This window comes from Halolactibacillus miurensis, assembly GCF_900116255.1.
Taxonomy (GTDB): Bacteria; Bacillota; Bacilli; order Bacillales; family Amphibacillaceae; genus Halolactibacillus; species Halolactibacillus miurensis.
Genome location: NZ_FPAI01000023.1, coordinates 25858 through 46090 on the forward strand (window position 1 = coordinate 25858; position 20233 = coordinate 46090).

General features: G+C 38.0%; 20 protein-coding genes. 5 read left to right on the forward strand and 15 right to left on the reverse strand.

The features are described from left to right. Positions 1–69 precede the first annotated feature (69 nt). From BM390_RS12085 to BM390_RS12110, 6 genes are all read right to left on the reverse strand, one after another. Positions 70–501, reverse strand: coding sequence for a hypothetical protein (locus tag BM390_RS12085; RefSeq protein ID WP_062320986.1), 432 nt, complete (start codon positions 499–501; stop codon positions 70–72). Positions 502–570: 69 nt separating this feature from the next. Continuing rightward, positions 571–756, reverse strand: a complete 186-nt coding sequence (locus BM390_RS12090) for a hypothetical protein (protein WP_062320988.1) — start codon at positions 754–756, stop codon at positions 571–573. Positions 757–915: 159 nt separating this feature from the next. Beyond that, positions 916–1998 (reverse strand): hypothetical protein, encoded by a 1083-nt coding sequence (locus tag BM390_RS12095; protein WP_143103180.1) that lies wholly within the window; start codon positions 1996–1998, stop codon positions 916–918. Between the two features lie 217 nt (positions 1999–2215). Beyond that, on the reverse strand, positions 2216–2818 hold the full coding sequence (locus BM390_RS12100) for a DUF1349 domain-containing protein (protein ID WP_062320992.1): 603 nt from the start codon (positions 2816–2818) through the stop codon (positions 2216–2218). A 180-nt stretch (positions 2819–2998) separates the two neighbouring features. Further along, entirely contained in the window at positions 2999–3952 is a 954-nt protein-coding gene (locus tag BM390_RS12105; RefSeq protein WP_089855102.1) for a DHH family phosphoesterase, read from the reverse strand. A gap of 12 nt (positions 3953–3964) precedes the next feature. Then, the gene (locus BM390_RS12110; RefSeq protein ID WP_062320994.1) at positions 3965–5278 is read right to left on the reverse strand and encodes a DRTGG domain-containing protein; all 1314 of its coding nucleotides are present in this window, start codon (positions 5276–5278) and stop codon (positions 3965–3967) included. A 178-nt stretch (positions 5279–5456) separates the two neighbouring features. Here BM390_RS12110 and BM390_RS12115 point away from each other — a divergent pair, with 178 nt between their 5' ends. Continuing rightward, entirely contained in the window at positions 5457–5921 is a 465-nt protein-coding gene (locus BM390_RS12115) for a universal stress protein (protein ID WP_062320996.1), read from the forward strand. 97 nt (positions 5922–6018) lie between these two features. On the opposite strand, the gene BM390_RS12120 is transcribed toward BM390_RS12115, so the two are convergent. After that, a complete protein-coding gene (locus BM390_RS12120; RefSeq protein ID WP_062320998.1) occupies positions 6019–7206 on the reverse strand; it encodes an acetate kinase in 1188 nt (395 codons plus the stop codon). A gap of 132 nt (positions 7207–7338) precedes the next feature. Next, complete coding sequence (locus tag BM390_RS12125) at positions 7339–8316, reverse strand: class I SAM-dependent methyltransferase (protein ID WP_062321000.1); 978 nt, start codon at positions 8314–8316, stop codon at positions 7339–7341. A gap of 1018 nt (positions 8317–9334) precedes the next feature. Here BM390_RS12125 and BM390_RS12130 point away from each other — a divergent pair. Next, positions 9335–9940, forward strand: a complete 606-nt coding sequence (locus tag BM390_RS12130) for a hypothetical protein (RefSeq protein ID WP_143103181.1) — start codon at positions 9335–9337, stop codon at positions 9938–9940. A 460-nt stretch (positions 9941–10400) separates the two neighbouring features. On the opposite strand, the gene BM390_RS12135 is transcribed toward BM390_RS12130, so the two are convergent. After that, positions 10401–10550 carry a hypothetical protein gene (locus BM390_RS12135; RefSeq protein WP_177220724.1) on the reverse strand — a complete coding sequence of 50 codons (150 nt, stop codon included), beginning with the start codon at positions 10548–10550 and terminating at the stop codon, positions 10401–10403. Positions 10551–10897: 347 nt separating this feature from the next. Between BM390_RS12135 and BM390_RS12140 the strand changes: the two genes are divergently transcribed. Next, entirely contained in the window at positions 10898–11686 is a 789-nt protein-coding gene (locus BM390_RS12140; protein WP_062321007.1) for an NAD kinase, read from the forward strand. Here BM390_RS12140 and BM390_RS12145 read toward each other — a convergent pair. The 6 genes from BM390_RS12145 to BM390_RS12170 all read right to left on the reverse strand — a co-directional run bounded on the left by BM390_RS12145 (position 11681) and on the right by BM390_RS12170 (position 18437). Continuing rightward, the gene (locus BM390_RS12145; RefSeq protein WP_082394452.1) at positions 11681–13279 is read right to left on the reverse strand and encodes an amidohydrolase; all 1599 of its coding nucleotides are present in this window, start codon (positions 13277–13279) and stop codon (positions 11681–11683) included. The genes BM390_RS12140 and BM390_RS12145 overlap by 6 nt on opposite strands. Positions 13280–13375: 96 nt before the next feature. Then, a complete protein-coding gene (locus BM390_RS12150) occupies positions 13376–13603 on the reverse strand; it encodes an alpha/beta-type small acid-soluble spore protein (protein ID WP_062321009.1) in 228 nt (75 codons plus the stop codon). 126 nt (positions 13604–13729) lie between these two features. Continuing rightward, the gene (gene thiI, locus BM390_RS12155; protein WP_089855109.1) at positions 13730–14932 is read right to left on the reverse strand and encodes a tRNA uracil 4-sulfurtransferase ThiI; all 1203 of its coding nucleotides are present in this window, start codon (positions 14930–14932) and stop codon (positions 13730–13732) included. 5 nt (positions 14933–14937) lie between these two features. Beyond that, a complete protein-coding gene (locus BM390_RS12160; protein WP_062321010.1) occupies positions 14938–16077 on the reverse strand; it encodes a cysteine desulfurase family protein in 1140 nt (379 codons plus the stop codon). Between the two features lie 282 nt (positions 16078–16359). After that, positions 16360–16713, reverse strand: coding sequence for a hypothetical protein (locus tag BM390_RS12165; RefSeq protein ID WP_062321012.1), 354 nt, complete (start codon positions 16711–16713; stop codon positions 16360–16362). 20 nt (positions 16714–16733) lie between these two features. Then, positions 16734–18437: a septation ring formation regulator EzrA gene (locus tag BM390_RS12170; protein WP_089855112.1), complete on the reverse strand. Its 1704-nt coding sequence runs from the start codon at positions 18435–18437 to the stop codon at positions 16734–16736. Positions 18438–18689: 252 nt separating this feature from the next. Between BM390_RS12170 and msrC the strand changes: the two genes are divergently transcribed. Together msrC and rpsD are read left to right on the forward strand one after the other, a co-directional pair. Continuing rightward, a complete protein-coding gene (gene msrC, locus BM390_RS12175) occupies positions 18690–19169 on the forward strand; it encodes a free L-methionine (R)-S-oxide reductase MsrC (RefSeq protein ID WP_089855115.1) in 480 nt (159 codons plus the stop codon). Positions 19170–19415: 246 nt separating this feature from the next. Further along, on the forward strand, positions 19416–20018 hold the full coding sequence (gene rpsD / locus BM390_RS12180) for a 30S ribosomal protein S4 (RefSeq protein WP_062321015.1): 603 nt from the start codon (positions 19416–19418) through the stop codon (positions 20016–20018). Positions 20019–20233 lie beyond the last annotated feature (215 nt).

Below are 20233 nucleotides of genomic sequence, written 5' to 3' on the forward strand. Positions count from 1 at the left end.
AGATCTTCTCTCAACCGTCTTCTCAGCACGCCTATTCTTTTATTCATCCTCGCTTTTTCTCACCTTCACTTACTCTTCTTTTAAGATGTCTTTAAGGGCAATATCACGGTCAAATGCGACTTCTTCTCCGTCTTTATCATAAATAATCGTAACGTTAATCACGTCATCTTGATCAAGCGTGACATGATCAATGAACGTATCACCAAAATCATCAGCAACGTCTAATACGTCTAATGTTACTAACCAGTCATAGATGCTCTCATCCTTATACGACAGCGTTATAAAAACCTTATCGATTGGTTCATCAAATAAGCGTTCAATAGAATATGTACCTGGTAGATAAAGCGTGTTATCCGCATTGACAAGCGTTAAGTTATTCATTTGAATGTCATGCGCTTGAACATCCGTTTGGTAGACGTGCAGTTGTTGTTGATGGTTTGAGTAGATTAAAAAGCCAATCGTCACGACAAAAATAACTATTAAAAGATAAAATTTCTTCATGAAAAAACCTCCCCAGTTTTCTAATTATCATATAAATTACGATATAACATAATTTACCTAAAAACATTTTTATTTTTTTGTTATTTTTGTAGAATTTAATATCCAAAAAAGAACTGTAAAAAAGAGAATTATAAGTATCTTTTTTACATCTATTTTTACATCAATAATCAGGGTGTAAAGCACAACAACTCCATAAAAAATGATTGCACTACTCATTTGATTTTCATTAAATAATTTACTAGTTAATCTTTCCATTCTATTTTTAATCTCCTTATAAGAATCCATATTGTTAATCAAGAATTTAAAATACGAATGCTATAGGTGAATTTGCCATTAACCAAGCCTCTTCTTTATAAGTATCTTTACTCATATATATCCACGTCTCACGTATAAATTATCAATACCTTTCGAAAATTAATACTGCTCTAAATACTTCGTAACCGCTAAAGCCGCCTGGTCTGTGTCGGCCATTTCTTCTAATGGGGTTGCTGAATTTTGGGCCACGTCAATCACCAAATTTTTGTAGCTTAATATGATTGATTCTGAATGAATGAGGTCTTCATTGATGTCATACCCTGAGCTGATGTTATAAGCAATCAGATCATTCCCTATATATGAATCGGTATAAGCTATCGTGATGATTAACAGACGCGAGCTGTCTTCATTTTCATAAAAATACCTTTCTTGTGTCGGCTCTATCGGCGCATCAAAGTCACCGCTTCTTGTAAGCCATTCCCGTTTACCAAAACTAAGATGTTGATTAACTCTAGTAGCCGTAGGAATGTCCGCTGATGTACCTTTAAAGACATAACCATCAATGTTAAGTTCATCTTGTACTCGTTCAGTCACCATTTGATACGTTTGATAACTTAACCTATCCTCATTCGTTTGCGTTTGTTCATGAGGTTCTGTTACTTCAAGTGGAACAAATTCTGTTTCATTAGATGCATAGGCTATTTGTAGGTAAACCATATCTTTCAATTGATTTAATTGTTCTAATTCTCTTCTTGATAATGTCTCCGTGTTTTTGATCAAAACGGCACGGTTAACAGTGGCACTTTGATCAGGTTCAAGTATAAAAAAGTCCTCTCCCGTTCCAAATGAGAGGGGTACCTCTGCATAATCGTCCAATGCTTCATCCAAATAGACACGGTAGCCTAACTCTAGTGGTTCTGACGTTGTATTTCTCACTGTCACTTCATACATCAAATAATCATACTGATCACGCTTCGCTTGACTATTGTTTTCATTATCAGGAATATCAGTAATCACACTCGGTTCCAAAGTAATGCCAAGTGATTCACTCGTATTCACTTCCCGATTCAACCGATTTTTTATATCCGCCGCTGTATAAACCTGACCATTTTTACTATACGGCAGATCCGGTGTTTGATTGCTTAGCCAAAAACTCATCCCAAAACCAATCACAACAACCAACAAGACACCGCTTACAACAAAACGTCTAATAATAACCCTCCTCGTTTCTAATATACTCATTCGTTCAAATAATCACATAACCTTACCTTTCCATTATACATACTTTTTTTGTAAATTCAACCAGAAAACAAACAAAATAAGCCACATACTTTCGTCATACCGACATTTCTCAAGCGTTGTAAAACTTTACGTTCTCAAAAAGAGGCCTTTACTCCATTCTAATTTCGAATACGTTCCCCTAAAATAACGAATGATCGTCATACTTCTTGATGAATACTTAATCAGGTTGTTGCCCTGCATGTGCCTGCCACTGACACTCGATCATTTCCATATTTGTAAATGTTGATTTAAAGGTAGAATCCTCTGGGCTACAGGCATAAATGCCGAATTTTATAATATCCTGAGCATTAAACATATGGCAGATTCTCATCTGTTGATAAGTTTCACCATCAATCGAACACTCGATGCAAAAATCATCTTCTCTACGACTCAAGCGATACCACATTGATTTAATGTTCGCTGGAATTTCTGTCGTTGCCCAATCAGAGTAACCATTGTTTGTGACAACACTTCCTAAATGTTGAAAATGCTCATTCTCATACTCAATAGACCCTTTGATCCAATTATCACTATCAAGATACACAACAACGCCACATTGATCAAAGCGATGTTTACTATCAAAGTCAGTCTTCACTATAAATGAAAAAAATTTTTCCTCTGTTTCCATCTGCAGAACCGGCGCATTATCATTTCTAAAATGATAATACGTTCTTTGCCATAAGTCTGTATGTGAATCGGTTGTAATTTCTACTTTATCTTCGGTAATGGCATAAGCTTTTGGTTCACGGATCCATTCTAACTTTTTGATATCGAATGTCATTATAACGACTCCTTTTTTCGTTTTAAGCAAGTATTTCTTAGTCTGCTAGGACAATTTTTTCATAACAGTCTTGATTCGACGAGAAGCAATATACCCCGAAATGCCTTTCACGTTCATTTTACTGCGCTGAGGTGCATTGATACAAAACTCTTTCGAATAAGAAAAAGAGCAGTCACTTAACTACTCTTCTTTACCTTCTTTATAAATTCGACAGATGTCTTTTAAATCATTGACGAGTTGGTCTGCTTCTTCCCACGACTTCACTTTCGCACCTGAAGCCAGCGGATGACCGCCACCGTTATAGCGGGCAGCTAGTGTATTAATTTTTGGACCCTTTGAGCGGAGACGCACGCGGATTTGATTTGGTTCTTCTACAAAAATCACCCACGCCTGGATGCCTAACACATCACCATATGTCCCGACTAACGCACTTGTTTCTTCAGAAGTGACATCATATCTTGATAAAATAGCTTCCGTTAACTTCGCTGAAGTAACACCTTCTTTAGATAAGTCCAAGTGATCTAATAAGTAACCTTTTAACTTAGCGACCGCTGGCTTCGTCTCATAGAGCTGATTATATAGGTCTGTTCGGTTAAAATTAAAGCGTACAAGTTCAGCTGCGACATGGAGTGTTTGTTCGGTCGTACTTGGATATAAGAACCGACCCGTGTCACCAATAATACCCGCATACATGAGTCTTGCTGCTTCATCTGTAAGCATTAATTGTTTCTTTCCTGTTGTCGCAAGTAAATAGATCATTTCTGATGTGGAACTCATCGATGGATCGACCCATGAGATGTCACCATATGCATCAACTTCTGGATGATGGTCAATTTTAATCAGTGTCTGACCTAAAGTATAGCGGTCATCATCAATTCTAGGCGTATTGGCCGTATCACATACAATGACAAGTGCCTCTTTATAGTCATCATCTGTCACAACATCCATTTCACTTAAAAAAGCAAGTGACGGTTCGGTATATCCCGTCACTTTTACCGTTTTATCTGTGTAAGTTGCTTCAATCAACTTTTTCAAACCAACTTGTGACCCTAATGCATCCGGGTCTGGACGTTCGTGACGATGAAGAATAATCGTCTGGGCCGCTTCAATTGCTTCAATAATGCGATCAATCATGCTTCTTTCCTCCTAATACCGGTCAATCAATTGACCTATTAAAATAGCTTTACCTACGATATCTTTCTCATGATACAATTCGATATCAATTTTTACGGACTTACGTCCCATTTCTAAAATTTTCGGGTGAACAGTCACCACATTATCAATTTGAACTGGTTTGATAAAGTAAATGGAGATGTTCTCAGCGACGAGATCGCCTTTTTTCATATTGATCAACAATCGACTAGAGACTTCCGTAATAAATGACACAAAGACACCATTCGATAACGTCCCTAATGCATTTGTCATTTGCGGCGTGACTTTAGATGAAAAGATGAGTTCTGACCCGTCTTTTTCAACCGAAAGTTCGCTCGTAATAATGTCATCAATCGTCTCACCGACCTGTGGCTGGCGATTCACGTGTTGGAGTGCTTTTAACACGTCCTGGCGTGAGATCAACCCGATCAGTCGATGATTCCCATCTTCTACCGGAACAATCTCAATCCCTTCCCATACCATCATATGCGCGGCATAAGCCAGCGACGTTTCTTTTAATACGGTAATCGGGTTTTTCGTCATGACTTTCTCAACTGGCATATCGCTCGCTTTTCCAATAATATCTTTTGAGGTCACAATACCAACAACACGCATCTGATCATCAACAACAGGGTAACGCGAATGTGTCGTTTGATCTTTTAAGTGATACCACTTTTGAAGCGGATCGGTACGACGTAAATAGTGCGTTTTTTCATAAGGCGTATAAATATCACCGACTAAGACAATTTCTTTTTTGATTAACTGATCATAAATGGCTCGGTTAATCATCGCCGCTACCGTAAAGGTATCATAGCTTGTAGAAATAATCGGTAAATCTAACTCATCAGCTAATCGTTTAATCGACTCATCCGTGTCAAAACCACCCGTAATAAGAACCGCAGCCCCTTCTTCGAGCGCTAGTCGATGAGCTTCGGCGCGGTTACCGATAATTAATAATGAATCTTTCTCTAAATAACGCAACATCGCATCTGTCGTCATTGCACCGATCACAAACTTATGCAACGTTTTATGTAAACCTTCGCGCCCACCTAACACTTGACCATCAACAATGCCGATAATTTCTGCGTAAGTTAAATGTTCAAAGTTTTCTTTTTTCTTTTGTTCAATTCTTATGGTACCAACACGTTCAATTGTGCTGACTAACCCCCGGTTTTCTGCTTCTTTAATGGCCCGATAGGCGGTACCTTCACTCACATTTAGATCTTTAGCGATTTGTCTAACCGAAATTTTATTTCCAATCTTCAAAGTTTCAATATGATTTAAAATCTGTTCGTGTTTTGTTGCCAAGGTGTTGCACCTACTTTCTAAACTGTACTATTATCTCTAATCACAGTGTTATTATACAGTTCTTAAGTCATGAATGCAATTTATCGAAATAGGAGATTTAAAAATATACCAGTTAAGATGTTTAAAGGTAATCAATTGGTGGAATAGGTGAGTATATTAAAGTATAGGAGTGATAGATATGCCAGCAGAAGAATATAAACGAATTGTGATTGCTGTTGATGGATCGCAAGCGTCTTTAAAAGCATTTAAAAAAGCTGTTCAAGTAGCAAAGCGTAATGATGGTGATTTAATTATTGCCCATGTTGTCGATACGAAAACCATCTCAACAGCTGAAACGTATGACCAATCGATGATTAATCGTTCCGAATCCTATGCATCAAAATTATTAAATGATTATAAACAACAAGCAGAAAAAGCCGGTGTCAGAAAAGTAGAAACCCATATTGATTACGGTTCTCCTAAAGTGCGCATTCCAAAATATGTCGCTAAATCATTTAATGCCGACCTCATCATGTGTGGGGCAACAGGTTTAAATGCGGTTGAACGTTTCCTTATTGGTAGTGTTTCTGAAAATATCGTCCGTTACGCACCATGTGACGTTCTTGTTGTTAGAACGGATGACGAGGTTGATGAAGAAGAATAATGCGTTAGTAAAGTGATGACCATGGCATGTAAATAAAGAGGCACAACTCATATGAGTTGCGCCTCTTTTGTTATATTATGATTGATTTAATATTATCTTAAAAAGCTAGACGTTGAACGTCGCGTGCAATCATCACTTCTTCATTCGTAGGAATGATAATAACTTTTACTGGTGAGTGTGGGTAGTTAACAAATGTTTCTTTACCACGCACATCATTACGCGCAGGATCCCAGTAAACGCCCATGAATTCTAGTCCTTCTAAGACACGTTCACGAACAGCTTTACTGTTTTCACCGATACCAGCCGTAAAGATAATCGCATCAACACCGTGCATTTTTGATGCATATGAACCGATGTATTGGTGGATACGACCAGCAAAGATCTTAAGCGCTAATTCAGCACGCTCATCGCCTTCAGCGGCGCGGTCTTCGATGTCACGTAAGTCACTTGAGAAACCAGATAAAGCAAGCATACCACTTTCTTTATTCAAGACGTGAAGTACTTCGTTAACATCTTTACCTGTTTTGTCCATGATGTATGGCACTAAGGCTGGGTCTAAACTTCCTGAACGCGTCCCCATTGTGACACCCTCAAGTGGTGTAAAGCCCATTGTTGTATCAATGGATTGACCATTTTGAATCGCAGCAACACTCGCACCGTTACCGATGTGGCAGGCAATAAGACGTAGCTTGTCTAATGGCTCACCTAATAGTTCAGCCGCACGTTCTGATACATACTTATGGCTTGTGCCGTGGAAACCATATTTACGGATACCAAATTGCTCATAGTACTCATATGGTAAACTGTATAAGTATGATTCAGGTGGCATTGATTGGTGGAAAGCTGTATCAAATACAGCAACCGCCGGTACATTTGGTAATAATTCTTTAAATGCACGAATTCCTGTTAAGTTAGCTGGATTGTGAAGTGGCGCAAGTTCTGAAACTTTTTCAATTTCAGCGATAACCTCATCATCAACTAATACTGAATCACTAAAACGTTCGCCTCCGTGTACGACACGGTGACCGATGCCTTCAATTTCATCAAGTGATTTAATGACACCTGACGCTTGAAGACGCTCAAGTAAAATTTCAACCGCTTTTCCGTGGTTAGGAATTTCCGTTGTTAGTTTATCTTCATTGTCACCATATTCTAATTTGAATACAGCTTGGTCAAGACCAATACGCTCTACTAAACCTTTGGCGATTTCTGTTTCTTCTGGCATTTCAATCAATTGAAACTTGAGTGATGAACTGCCCGCGTTGATTGCTAATACTTTAGTCAAGATAATTCAATCCTTTCGATTCCCTTTTTAGTCTGTTTACATACCATCACTATTTTAACGAACAATCGACATAAATTGCAACAACAAAGTCTTTTGTAAGCGTTTCATAAAAGTATTCAGACTATTCAATGCTTATTTTTGATAATGATCAAACCACGCATTCATTTTCATAATAATATTTTCGGTCTTTTGTAGGTCTTTAAAGCTCGGTAATTTCACCATCAACGCTTCTTTTGGCGCCTTTGTTTCTTCAGCTTTTTTCTGCAAGATAAATAAACTTTTCTGTTGGTCTTTTGCTTTGAAACTTTCTTCAGGTAATTCAAGTAAACCAACCACATGCGCGCGCTCTTGAATCATCTTGTGTAGGTTCGGTGCTTGTTCACTGTTAAACAGATGATTGGGCACAACGGCAATCATAAAACCTTCCGGTTTAAGATACGTTAAGCTTTGTTCAATTAATAAGTGATGCGCATATGTGTGACCTTCTTTTGCTTGAACTTTGAAGTCTTTCGCTCTTTCATCATCAGGATAATACCCAATCGGTAAGTCGGCAATCACCACATCAACCGGGTCTAATAATAATGGTTGAATGCTGTCTTGGTGGAAGAACTCAATCCGGTGTTGTTGCAAGTCTGCACTTAGTAAACTCAGATCTAACATCGTCTCGTCTACTTCGGCACCATATGCCTGGACCGGTTTAGATAATTGATTCATCACCGCTGTTAACATATTTGCTGTTCCAACGACCGGATCAAACAGGCGAATGGTTTCTTTTGAAGTCATGAGCTTTTCAACTAAATAACTGACATAAAAGCCGACCATATCAGGTGTGACCATGTACTTATCATACGTTGCCCCTTTAAAACTTTTTAATACCGCAAATTGAATCACTTTTCTGATCGTTTCTTTATCAGCTTCCTTAAAGCCTATTTGTTGCAACTGCTCAATAAAATCCAGGTTCTCACCTGTGAAGTCATTCTTTTCTTCTTCTTCAAGTAAGGATAAATTCAGCGTATGAACGAGTGCATCTAAATACGTTAACCCCTCTTGGTCTTTTAGCTTATTGATTGAATCGTCTAATCGATTAAATAATGTTTCAAATGTTTCCATGAAAACACGTCCTTTCTCAAGTTTCACAGTATATCATATCTTTCACTTACTGACGAATGATTTGCGAAAAATGTCTGCGTCAAGTTGTTTTCGATAAGATTATTAAATAACGCTACTCTCGCACTACAAAATCGGCAGATAGGCCTTGATATAACTAGATAAGACATCAAACCCTTGTTCTTAAATATTATTAACAAGTAGCAGCGTTGTAAATCAAGAATTTATCAAAACATACGATGCTTCAATTCCTGAAGTTAGTACAGCATCAATTATATCAGGGATTTGTTCAGGTGCTAATTACAAAGTGTTCAAGTGTCTTTTATAGCCTGAGTTTTTCTTATCAATATTACATAAGATAACGCTATTTCAATAGTCACTATTCGTTGAATGAGACTGATACCACTTTGTTCTGCTGCCTCCTTATTGTATCACCAACGCATACCCCACGTATTCCTTACTTCCAGGTTACCCCTTCAGAGGTGAATCGCCTTTTGGTCTTTACCACAGCGTTTTCTTCGATGTGGGAGATACACCTTCCTTCTTGTTTTTCAATTTTTTTAACTTACGTTGCTTCTATAACGTCTGCTGACTTCTTAACTTTCCGTTTCATATCACTACGGACGTTTGATATATATGAATTTTCCGTTCGTCAGTGCAAGTGTTTGCATCCGGCTTCCTTCAGATCCTTTCTCACGGAAGAAACCTTTGCCATTCGCTAAAAGTTCCTATCTTCAATCCTGTAGTGGACTTTCACCACCAAGTTACTATCCATGCCAAACGCATTAAAAAGCCTCAACTTATTGTAGCCGAAAAACCAAAGCATAATGGAATAAAAAGCAAATGAAAAACCCCACAAGATATTGTAAACGCATTCACATTGTGATATGGTGAAAAAAAGAACAGCTGAACATATACTATGATTATTCCCATAAGGAAAATGATTGTACTATGTCTAATAGATTATATAAAGGAGTAATTTTATTGTGAAAAAACACCGAAATATTTCTATAATACTCTTTTGTTTACTTGTATTAACTATAGCATTTTTTTAAAACAGAGTAGTGAGTTAAAAAAAGTAGAAACTGCTCTATTTGATGTTGCTATTTCTAATACAATGAGTGAATATAATACATATTCTTTAGAAGAAACTTTTAATGTCATTACTCAAAAAAAGCAGTTAAATATATACCATAACGGCTCAAGTATTGTTGAAAGAGAGCTTCAAAAATTCTTCTTTACATACCGAGAATTACATCAATATTACGGTGTGTTGCATGGTGTAGATGATCAAGCAGGGAATTATCTACAAGAAATTATTCAAGATAGTGAAATATTTTTTAACAGCCTAGTTAAATATTATAAACACGAATCTTTTAAGGCTAATGATGGAGAAGACCTGTATTTGATCTCATTGAAAGACGAAGCATATGAAGGAAGTGAAATTATTTCAGCAATTATTAAAGATCTTGAGAATATTAGAAGCGAGGTTTATGAAGATAATGCCTTAGAAAATGGTGAGAAGTGGCAAGAAATAGTAATTAAGAATGAAGAATATGCTCAATCGGTTAAAGCGCAACAAGGCTTGGAGAGAATTCAACAGTTGATTAAAATGTGGTCCAAATAGAAGCGTATTTTACATATTAGTTTAATATCAGCAAAGACCAGTCTTTGCTCCTTGACAACTCCCGCCTTTTGCAGCATTTTATCGACCGTGTGTTCAATTTGTTGGAGTTTTTATGAATGTTGATCTGTGGGCTAGCATCGAATGTTCATCGTTAATACAAACAATTTTTATTGTGTGGAAGTCTTGTGCGAGCTATCGTGCGGGACTTCTTTTTCGTATCTAACAAACGATTAAATGTGCAGAATTCGACTTTTCAGGTAGTGTAGATTACTAGAATATTATATTCTTTATCTGGGAAATGTAGAAAATAGGTTTGTTTTATGCGTTAAAGTGAAGATTTATATATTTTTCAAACATATTCGATCCTACTCCGCTCCAGACATTAAAGAATTTCAGGTGGTTAATCCTATGACAATTATTGCTCGTAGTATAGGTATTAAAAAACTGGAACCCCGATAATTTATAACAAGGGGAAAGTGATATCCATAGCTTTGTATATCTCTTTCTGTTTTGTTGTCATCTTACCAAGTATTCGGTTGTGTTCAAGCGCTTTAAATACTTCAATCGTATCAAGTTCATCCAATAATCCTTGAAGCGTCCATTGTTCCAATAGGTCGGCATATGGCTTCTTTTACATATGAGGTCCTTAAAAGACTTAAATATATCGCTCTTGTAGAATTTTCACACGTCCTGAATTGAATCGTCGTTTCCCTTAACATTTCAATAATATCTAATATCAATTGTCTCATGAGAGCACGCCCCTTTTCAAATGTGTATTTAGTAGTATACATTGTTATTACGGCACTCTCTATTTTTGTCTACTAAATCAGGACCCCCCCGAGAACTATTTTTACACTTACGCGATGGTTCTGTTTATTCTTATACTATTTGTATGTTTAACTTTTCACATTTAAGGATATACTCTACTAACTTGTTTAAGTAGAGGATGAGATAATGATGTTAACTATTTACCTTTATTTTAGTCACCGTTGTCAAGAAGAGGGTGTTCTTCAAAAGCTAGCCCCCATCATTGAGCGTTATGATGTGACGCTCACAGATAAGATGAAAGAAGCTGACTATATTTTTTCCATAGGCGATGATGGTCATTTCCTTCACACCTTACGCACATGTAAGTTTCGAGAAGACGTCGTCTTCGTTGGGATCTCTCAAACAGAAGAAACGAACTTTTATACAACATATGGGATTCATCAGTTAGAAGAAGTCGTTCAAACCATTACGGATCACCCAACGTTGACGGAGCATGAATTACTTAAAGTTCAGATTGATGATAGTAAAGACTTGTATGCGATCAACGAAGTGAGCGTGCGTTCAAGTATCATTAAAGCCATTGCCATTAATGTGTCGATTGATCAAACACCTTTTGAACATTTTGTTGGTGATGGTATTATTATTTCCACACCAACAGGAAGTACCGGGTATAACCATTCTGTTGGCGGGGCTGTTATTGATCCAGATTTAGATTTGCTTCAGATGACAAAAATCGCGCCAATCAATACGAATGAACATAAAACATTTCAAGCCCCGCTTTGTTTGTCAAGAAACAGGAAAGTGACGCTTGAAGTGATTCAAGACGGGAACGATTTTCCTATTATCGGGATTGATAATGAAGCCTATCCAGTCAATACGACAAAGCATATCCATGTCGAATTATCGAATCGTAACGTCACGTTATTGTTTCAAACAAATGATGCCTATATCCATCGATTAAAACATTTATTTTTATAAGGCGGGATGACGGTAGACAATATTCCCATCAATAATAGTCATGTCAACCGCAATATCAGCAAGGTCATCAGTATTTACATGAAACGGGTTAGCTGCTAGGATGGTAAAATCTGCAGCATAACCTGTTTTTATTTGTCCTCTTGTCGCCTCTGTATGCGTTGCGATGGCACTTTTCTTTGTATAACTCTCAATCGCTTGATAGACGGTGAGCGCCTCTTCTTTCGTATAACTTTTCTCGTCATAGATCGGCCGTCGATTCACAAACGCGGCAATGCCTTTGAGCGGTGACACATCTTCAATCGGTCCATCAGAACTCCCTAATATAGGAATACCGGATTGTGTTAAGGTATTAAATCGGTATAACTGTCGGGCGCGTTTTTCTCCCACGCGGTCGATGATCCACGGGAAATCTGAACTTACAAATAGCGGCTGAACATCTAACACAATCGGGACGTCTTGCATAAGCCCTATTGCTTTATCACTCACAAGTGAGGCGTGAATCACCCGGTCCGGTAACGAACTGGTGGATGGGTATTGTTTTAATAACTTTACAAGCGTTTCGATAGCCCTGTCACCAATGGTATGCGCGGCAAGAGCTAAGTGATGCTTTCGAGCCGTCTTGATTAACGCTTCTAATTCTGCTTCTTCATGGATATACAAGCCCGAAGTTGTGTCATCATCACTATAGGGTGCGTTTAACCACGCCGTACGACCACCAAACGCCCCGTCTACAAATATTTTCATCGCCCCAAACGTATAATAAGATAGAGCTTGGCTTTTTGAAGGATCTGATAAATAATCGGTTAAGACATCGTGATGCACAAGGGCATGTGTTTTAAACGGTGTTCGATTTTCCTGTATGTGAGCTTTAAATGCTGCGGTGACTTTCTTATAACTCTCTGGACCAAAATAGCTAAGGTCTTCGGTATCACCGCCAACTAATCCTTTGGAGACGAGATGATCAATACTTAAACCGATCATGCGCTTTAAATAAGCGACATCTTTCTCGGGCTCACTTCGTTTAATGAGCTCTTGAGCCGTATCTTTAAAATAACCGGTTAATCGTCCACTATCATCTTTTCCAATGTAGCCACCAATCGGTGTTGGTGTCTCACGCGTGATGCCTGCGAGGGTGATGGCTAACTGATTGGCGACAAGGGCATGGCGACAAACCCGGGTAAGTACGATCGGGTGTTTCGTTGAAATCGCATCAAGTTCTAACCGGTCAATGATGCGCGTATCGTCCCACTGATTATCATTAAACCCTTCAGCAATTAGCCACTCCCCTGGTTGCAGCGTTTTAACCTTCTTTTCGATTGCTTCAAGCACAGCTTGGCGTGACTGAATCCCCGATAAGTCAAGACGATCGAGCTTTTCACCTAACCAGACCAAATGTACATGGTTATCAACGAAACCCGGAAATACTGTTGCCCCTTGTAAATCAATAATTTTGTCGGTAGATTCTATGTAACTTTCCGCTTCTTGTCTATTACCTGCATATAAAATGTTACCCGATTCAATTACAATGGCTTCGACAGTGTCCTCAAAATCGACCATCGTATAAAACGTCCCGTTTATCATCAGTATTCGCACGTGTAATCACTCCGTCTGATTTTTACTTAAACGATAGCAGAATCTACGCGAAAAGAAAAGAGTAGCGCTTTATTAGCGCTACTCTTTTTTAAATGCTTATTTAGATTGTGATTGACCTGGTGCTTGATTACTCATTTGTTGTTCAGCCATTTTTACTAAACGTTTAGTAATTTCGCCACCAACAGAACCGTTTTGACGTGCTGTTGTATCTGGACCAAGGTTGACACCAAACTCTTGTGCAATTTCATATTTCATTTGATCAAGGGCTTGATTTACACCAGGTACAACAAGACGATTTGAGCTTCGATTTGAATTCCCTGTCATGTCGTTTCACCTCCTCTTTACTACACCGTTAATATGTGTCAGACCGAGGGAAACGATACAGAAAAAACAATAGTAGTTATTGCCAACTTTTAATTTTTTTAAACATGTTTATCAACATTCTTTATGTTAAAATAAATCATCGACTTCAGGTTCTTCGTTATCAAACGGTTTAATCGTGACGACTTCAGTATCATTGATACATGCTTCAATATCTGCCGTTAAATCAAGTAAGCCTTCAAAGTATTCGACTTTATCTTTTTTCGGTTTTGTTTTTGGTGCATTTGGTACAAAAACGGTACAACAGTCATCAAACGGACGAATAGAAATCGGATACGTGCCAATCTCTTCAGCAATTGACATGATCTCACTTTTATCCATCGCAACGAGTGGTCGCATAATCGGATAATTGGTGATTGCATTAATCGCATGCATGCTTTCCATCGTTTGACTGGCAACTTGTCCTAAACTTTCACCTGTCGTGATAGAAAGAATTTCATTTTTCGCGGCGATTTGTTCAGCAATCTTTAACATCATGCGGCGCATCACCGTCATCGAATAACCGTGTGGAATCTCACGGTGTAATTTTTGTTGTAAGGCTGTAAAGGGAACGATATGAACGTTAATCTCCCCACCATAAGTTGTTAATTCTTTCGTTAAGTCTAATACTTTTTGTTTCGCCCCTTCACTCGTATAAGGCGGCGAGAAAAAGTGCACCATTTCAAGTCTTACCCCGCGCTGCATCATTAAGTAACCAGCGACCGGACTATCAAAACCACCGGACAGTAGCAACAATGTTTTTCCGGCTGTACCCACTGGCAATCCTTTACGTCCAGGAATCTTTTCTGATGTCACGTAAGTGGCCTCTGGTCTAATATCAACGTGTATTTCCACATCCGGTTGATGGACGTCGACCGTAATCCCATCCGTATTTCTTAATAGATGCCCACCCAACAATTGATTCATTTGCTGCGAATCAATTGGGAACGTCTTGTCTGCTCGTTTCGTTGTGACTTTAAATGTTTTAACATCGGCTGCTTCAGTTAAAGCAAACAGTGCTGCTTCCTTAATCGCTTCTTCTTCGTTATCCACTTTAATCGCTAAACTCATCGTTTGAATCCCAAAGATCCGTTGTAAAATCGGAATGAGTGGTGCCGGATCTATCCCATTTAAATAGATACTTAAACGATCTCTTGTTGTTTTAATTTTGATTTCTGGATAAGCTTTTAAATGATGACGAATATTTTCATGTAGACGATTATAAAAGACTTTACGATTTTTTCCTTTAAGTGATAACTCGCCGTAGCGAATTAATATATGATCATATTGCATAGTTTCTACCCCATAACTTGACTAAGATCTCTTAGTATTTTTTGTAGCGCTCGGTAAAAGAGTTCGATTTCTCCTTCCGAATTCTGATAAGAAAAGCTAATTCTTAAAGCTGACTTTGTACGATTAGCTGGTAAGTTAATCGCTTTTAAAACAGCACTCTCGTCCGGACTTTTAGATGCACAAGCGGACTTTGTTGAGACGAAAATCCGACGTTCTTCTAAAGCGTGTACAATGACTTCTGGTTTATAGCCTGGTACAGAAAAGTTAATAATATGCGGCGCAGCATCTTCCGGTGTATTAATAACCACTTGTTTAAGTGAAGATAAACGAGAAATAAGATGTGCTTTTAATTCATGTAGATGGTTTGGATGATGCATTTGTTGTTCACTCACCATCCGCATCGCTTTGACTAATGACACAATACCGGCAATATTCTCTGTACCTGAGCGCAAATTCCCTTGTTGACCACCACCATGAAAAAGGGGAAATAATTGAACATTTTCTTTCAAATATAATAACCCTGTTCCTTTAAGTCCGTGTATTTTATGACCTGATAGTGACAACATATCGATACGGGCGCGTGTAATATCTAATTCAACTTTCCCGTACCCTTGGACGTGATCGACATGAAAGAAAGTATATTTTTTCGGTGCTAGAAACTCACCAATGGCTTGAACCGGTTGAATTGTCCCGAGTTCATTATTAATATGCATCACCGATACAAGAATTGTATCTTCACGTACCGCTCGTTTGATCGCTTCTAATTTCACAATACCTGATGCATCGACTGGTACATAAGTTACTTCAAAACCAAGCGTCTCAAGCGCTTTAAATGCCTCAAGGACGGATGGGTGTTCAATCGTTGTTGTGACTAAATGTTTGCCATGTTTTTGGTAACGAAGGGCAATGCCCTTAATAGCTAAATTATTTGATTCTGTTCCACCTGATGTGAAAATAATTTCTTGATTACTGACACCGAGCATATTCGCTGCTTGTTCATATGCTTTACGCAACAATTTATCGGCATCGTAGCCAAGTTGATGTTGACTTGATGGATTGCCGTAATAATTTTCAGACACGGTTTGATAACTTTCAATAACCTCTTCATGCGGTTTGGTCGTAGCACTATTATCAAAATAAATCATCAGTGGTTACTACTCAAAATATGGATAGACGCTTCACGAAACACCTATCGAGTAGCCTCTCCTTTCTTCCTTAGAGACTTATAAACCACACCAGTATTTTCTCTAGCGTCGTTATACACTATATAGTTCTTTTTATATTCATACCATTAGACATTCAACCATATTCCCTGGTTAAATTCAAGTCATACTCCTGTCTTAATAAGCGCTTAACGCATTCTACGCATTCACTCTCTCATTAAAACAGCCTCAAACGTTGGTAATTGTTTGAGGCATATACGTATGCTATTCACTTATTCCTAGCGCAATTAGAAGTTGATCAACGGACACTGGCTGATCCTTTTCAAAAGAATAAAGGATGTCATTGGTTGGACTACTTGCCTGCTGATAAATATTATCAGCTGTCTCATTCGTTGTCTCTTCATTCGTTACATCATTTGTTGATTCATCGGTAACGGCTTGTTCTATCATCTCAAACCGTTTCATTGAAGCGGCGTATTCAGTATACTCTGGTACAACAAGCGCTTCAACCTCGCGAAAGTTATATGTTGGTGTTTGCTGAGTTACGTAAATCACACCAAACGCTCCCCAAATGGTTAAAGTAAAAATCACCATACTGATGATTGAAAAAACTTTCATCCCAAGTCCCTCCTGCTAAATCAGTAAGGTAACTCTATGCGTTCTTCTAATCGTTGAACCGCACCTGGTGCAACTTCTTCAAGCGCTTGAGCCGATAATTCTAACGCCTCTTCATAATGTTCTTGATAGAAAAGTTGCTCTGCTTCAAGTAACTTAGCTTGAAGCATCGGATATTGACTTCGGTAACGATTCGCATACTGAATTACTCTCTCTGTTAAGTAAGCTTGTTCAATCATAAGTTGAACCTTCTCATTTAATATATCGACATTGGAGTGTAATTCTTTAATTTTTGTAGTCACTTGCCCCATGTTGAGCGGCTGTTCATGCAGTAAACCTTGGATTGTCTCGATAAGCACATGATTATCTGTACACTGCTTTTTAATATAATCAGGAATACCAGGCAGATTACTTTTCTCTAAACGCTTTTCTAGATCAAACAACGCTCGCTTTTTTGTTTCTACTACTTGTTTTGCTTCGAGCTCATCACTGCGGATAGAGCGGACTTGATCTCTAAACTCGACATGTGATTCCTTAAACTTCTTCAAATCACCTTGGTTTAATTCTAATTGTTCTTTTAAACTTAAATACGTCTGATTAACAGAAGCTAAGCTATTGAGTAGTTGGTTATGATCTTTCTCAAGTTGGTGCATCCATTTTTCTAGATTTTCATATAGTTCTAAATCAGACCCTTCCAGTAAATACGTTTGCTGCAATGTTTTCACTTCTTCGTCGGTTAGAACGAAATCTTCACTTGCTGCTTGTACGTCTTCTGTAAACTGATCCATATGATTTTCTAAGTAATGCTTAGCTTTTGCTTCCTTCTCAAGCATGACATAAATCTCTTGAATCCGGTCTTCTGCTGCTTGTAACCAATCATAAACCGCTGGTTCATCCTTTTGTTCAATCTGACTGATATACGTTTTTAACTGTTTCTCCATATCTCTCAGTTCAGTTAATAACACATCGTCATTGATGCGATAGCCCTCTCGCTTCATCTCTTTAATACCATTTTTCAATTCCTGAATTTGTTCAGGTAAATCACGGGTCATCTTTTTATACAGCAGTGGAAACTCATCGATACGAAGACCAATGGTCTCTAGTGATACTTTAATCTTTTCAACATGTTGACGCGCTTCAAAATAATTACCGTCATCACACATCGCATAAAATTCTTCAATCGCTTGCTGTTCTTCGTCTAGTGCTTTTTCAAATCGTATTTCAGCTGAGCCATATAAATGTTGATTTTCTAATAAGACGTGACGCCATTCTTTCAGAATAGGCGTGACTGTCTCAATCGCTTGACGACTTTGCTTCTCTGAATCTAATAAATCTTCTAATTCTTTCAGGATGGTTTTAATCGTCTCTTCATTTTTCGTTAAAATCGATTCCACCGTCGCCAGATTCTTGTTGGCATACTTAATACGGAAACGATCAGCTGCTTCTTCGGCATCGAATAAGTACTCTTCAATGTCAGGTAATTCTCGGGTTAAAATATGATCCCACGTCTCTTTCCAATGTTCAAATTTATCTTGGGTTTCACCTGATAAATTCAATGCCTTCACCCGTTGCAATTCAGCACTGACTTGCCGGTGCATCACATCCATTTTCCATGATTCTAATTGATCGACACGATCATAAATACGTTTTCTTAAAATAAGGCCAATAATAATAATAGTTATGGCGATTAAAACCGCTCCAATTATGTAGGAAGTAAAGTCCCCCATATAAATCCTCCTTCAATCCAAGCATGTTGTTTTTTCTTTCTATTATGTATGACATCACACATCGTGTGATTGTTAAAATGTCCTTTTCAATGGTTATTCTTATCATACCATGAACAACCTATATTTGGCTAAAAAAAATCAAATTATTTCAGTTTTCACGATGGTTTTTCATGAATCGACAAATTCGTTGCGAAATCAAGTTAAGCACGATATAATCACACAATAACAAAAGATTAAATAAGGGGGCTTATCATGTTTGAACCGACAGCATACCATGCATCAAAAGAAAAAAATTATCAATTATTAATTAAGCAGTTAGAAGCACTCATCGAAGATGAACCAGATCTCATTGCTAATCTTTCAAATTGTAGCGCGTTACTTAATCAATTCCTCGATGACGTCAATTGGGTAGGTTATTATTTAATGAAAGAAGACGAACTTGTCCTTGGTCCATTTCAAGGGTTACCTGCATGTGTCAGAATTAAAGTAGGGAGCGGCGTCTGCGGAACAGCTGTCTCTCTAAAATCGACCCAACGCATTGAGGATGTCCACGCCTTCCCAGGCCACATCGCCTGCGATGCTAATAGTAAATCTGAAATTGTTGTACCGGTGATGAAAGATGATCAAGTGATTGGTGTACTTGATATTGATAGCCCATCACTTGACCGATTTGATGAGATTGATCAACGTTATTTAGAAATCTTCGTTCAAACGCTAGAAAAATACATTTAGAAGCATCATTTTCTTAGATTTCAATTGACAGATGACGTCTTTCGTCATATAATAGACTTTGTGTAAAAAAAGGTAGCCTTTGTGAACCACCGGTTGTCCATTTTATTCCTTGGTCGATGAAGAGCAAGGTGTATCGTGTAACTCTCTGCTGCTGGAGCGATGGTACATGAAAATAAAATGGCAGACGATTTCGGAACACATTATCTTGTTTTATGCAAAATCTAATTATAAAGGAGAGAATGCACTATGGCTCGCTATACAGGTCCTGTATGGAAAAAGTCTCGTCGTCTCGGCATTTCATTAACTGGTACTGGTAAGGAGTTAGATAAACGCCCTTACGCACCTGGACAACATGGTCCAAACCAACGTAAAAAATTATCTGAATACGGTTTACAATTACAAGAGAAGCAAAAGCTTCGTTTCATGTATGGTGTAAACGAGCGTCAATTCGCGACTTTATTTGAAAAGTCAGCAAAAATGCAAGGGGTACACGGTGAAAACTTCATGATTCTTCTTGAATCACGTTTAGATAACCTTGTTTACCGCTTAGGTCTTGCTCGTACGCGTCGTCAAGCACGTCAATTAGTAAACCATGGTCATATCACTGTTGATGGAAGTCGTGTTGACATTCCTTCATACAGCGTAACACCAGGTCAAGTTATCGCAGTTCGTGAAAAATCACAAAAGCTTACAATCATTGCGGATGCACTTGAAGCTAACGCTTTTGTACCTGAGTACGTAACTTTCGATGCTGATAAGCTAGAAGGTACTTATTCACGTCTACCAGAACGTTCTGAATTACCAGCTGAAATTAACGAAGCACTTATCGTAGAATGGTACTCACGTTAATTTTATTCTAAACGAATTAAGTATAAAAAAAGCCTTAGAAACGTTGATAAAACGATGTTTCAAGGCTTTTTTATTGCTTTTGAAAATGTATAAAACGGACTAGTTTTTTGCTAAAAATCATGGTTGTATAATATTTGGTGTTGGTAAAGGGATTTTAAGTGAGACAGAGATTGCTCACTAAAATAACTCACTAGCACCTTTTTTCTGCCTAAATG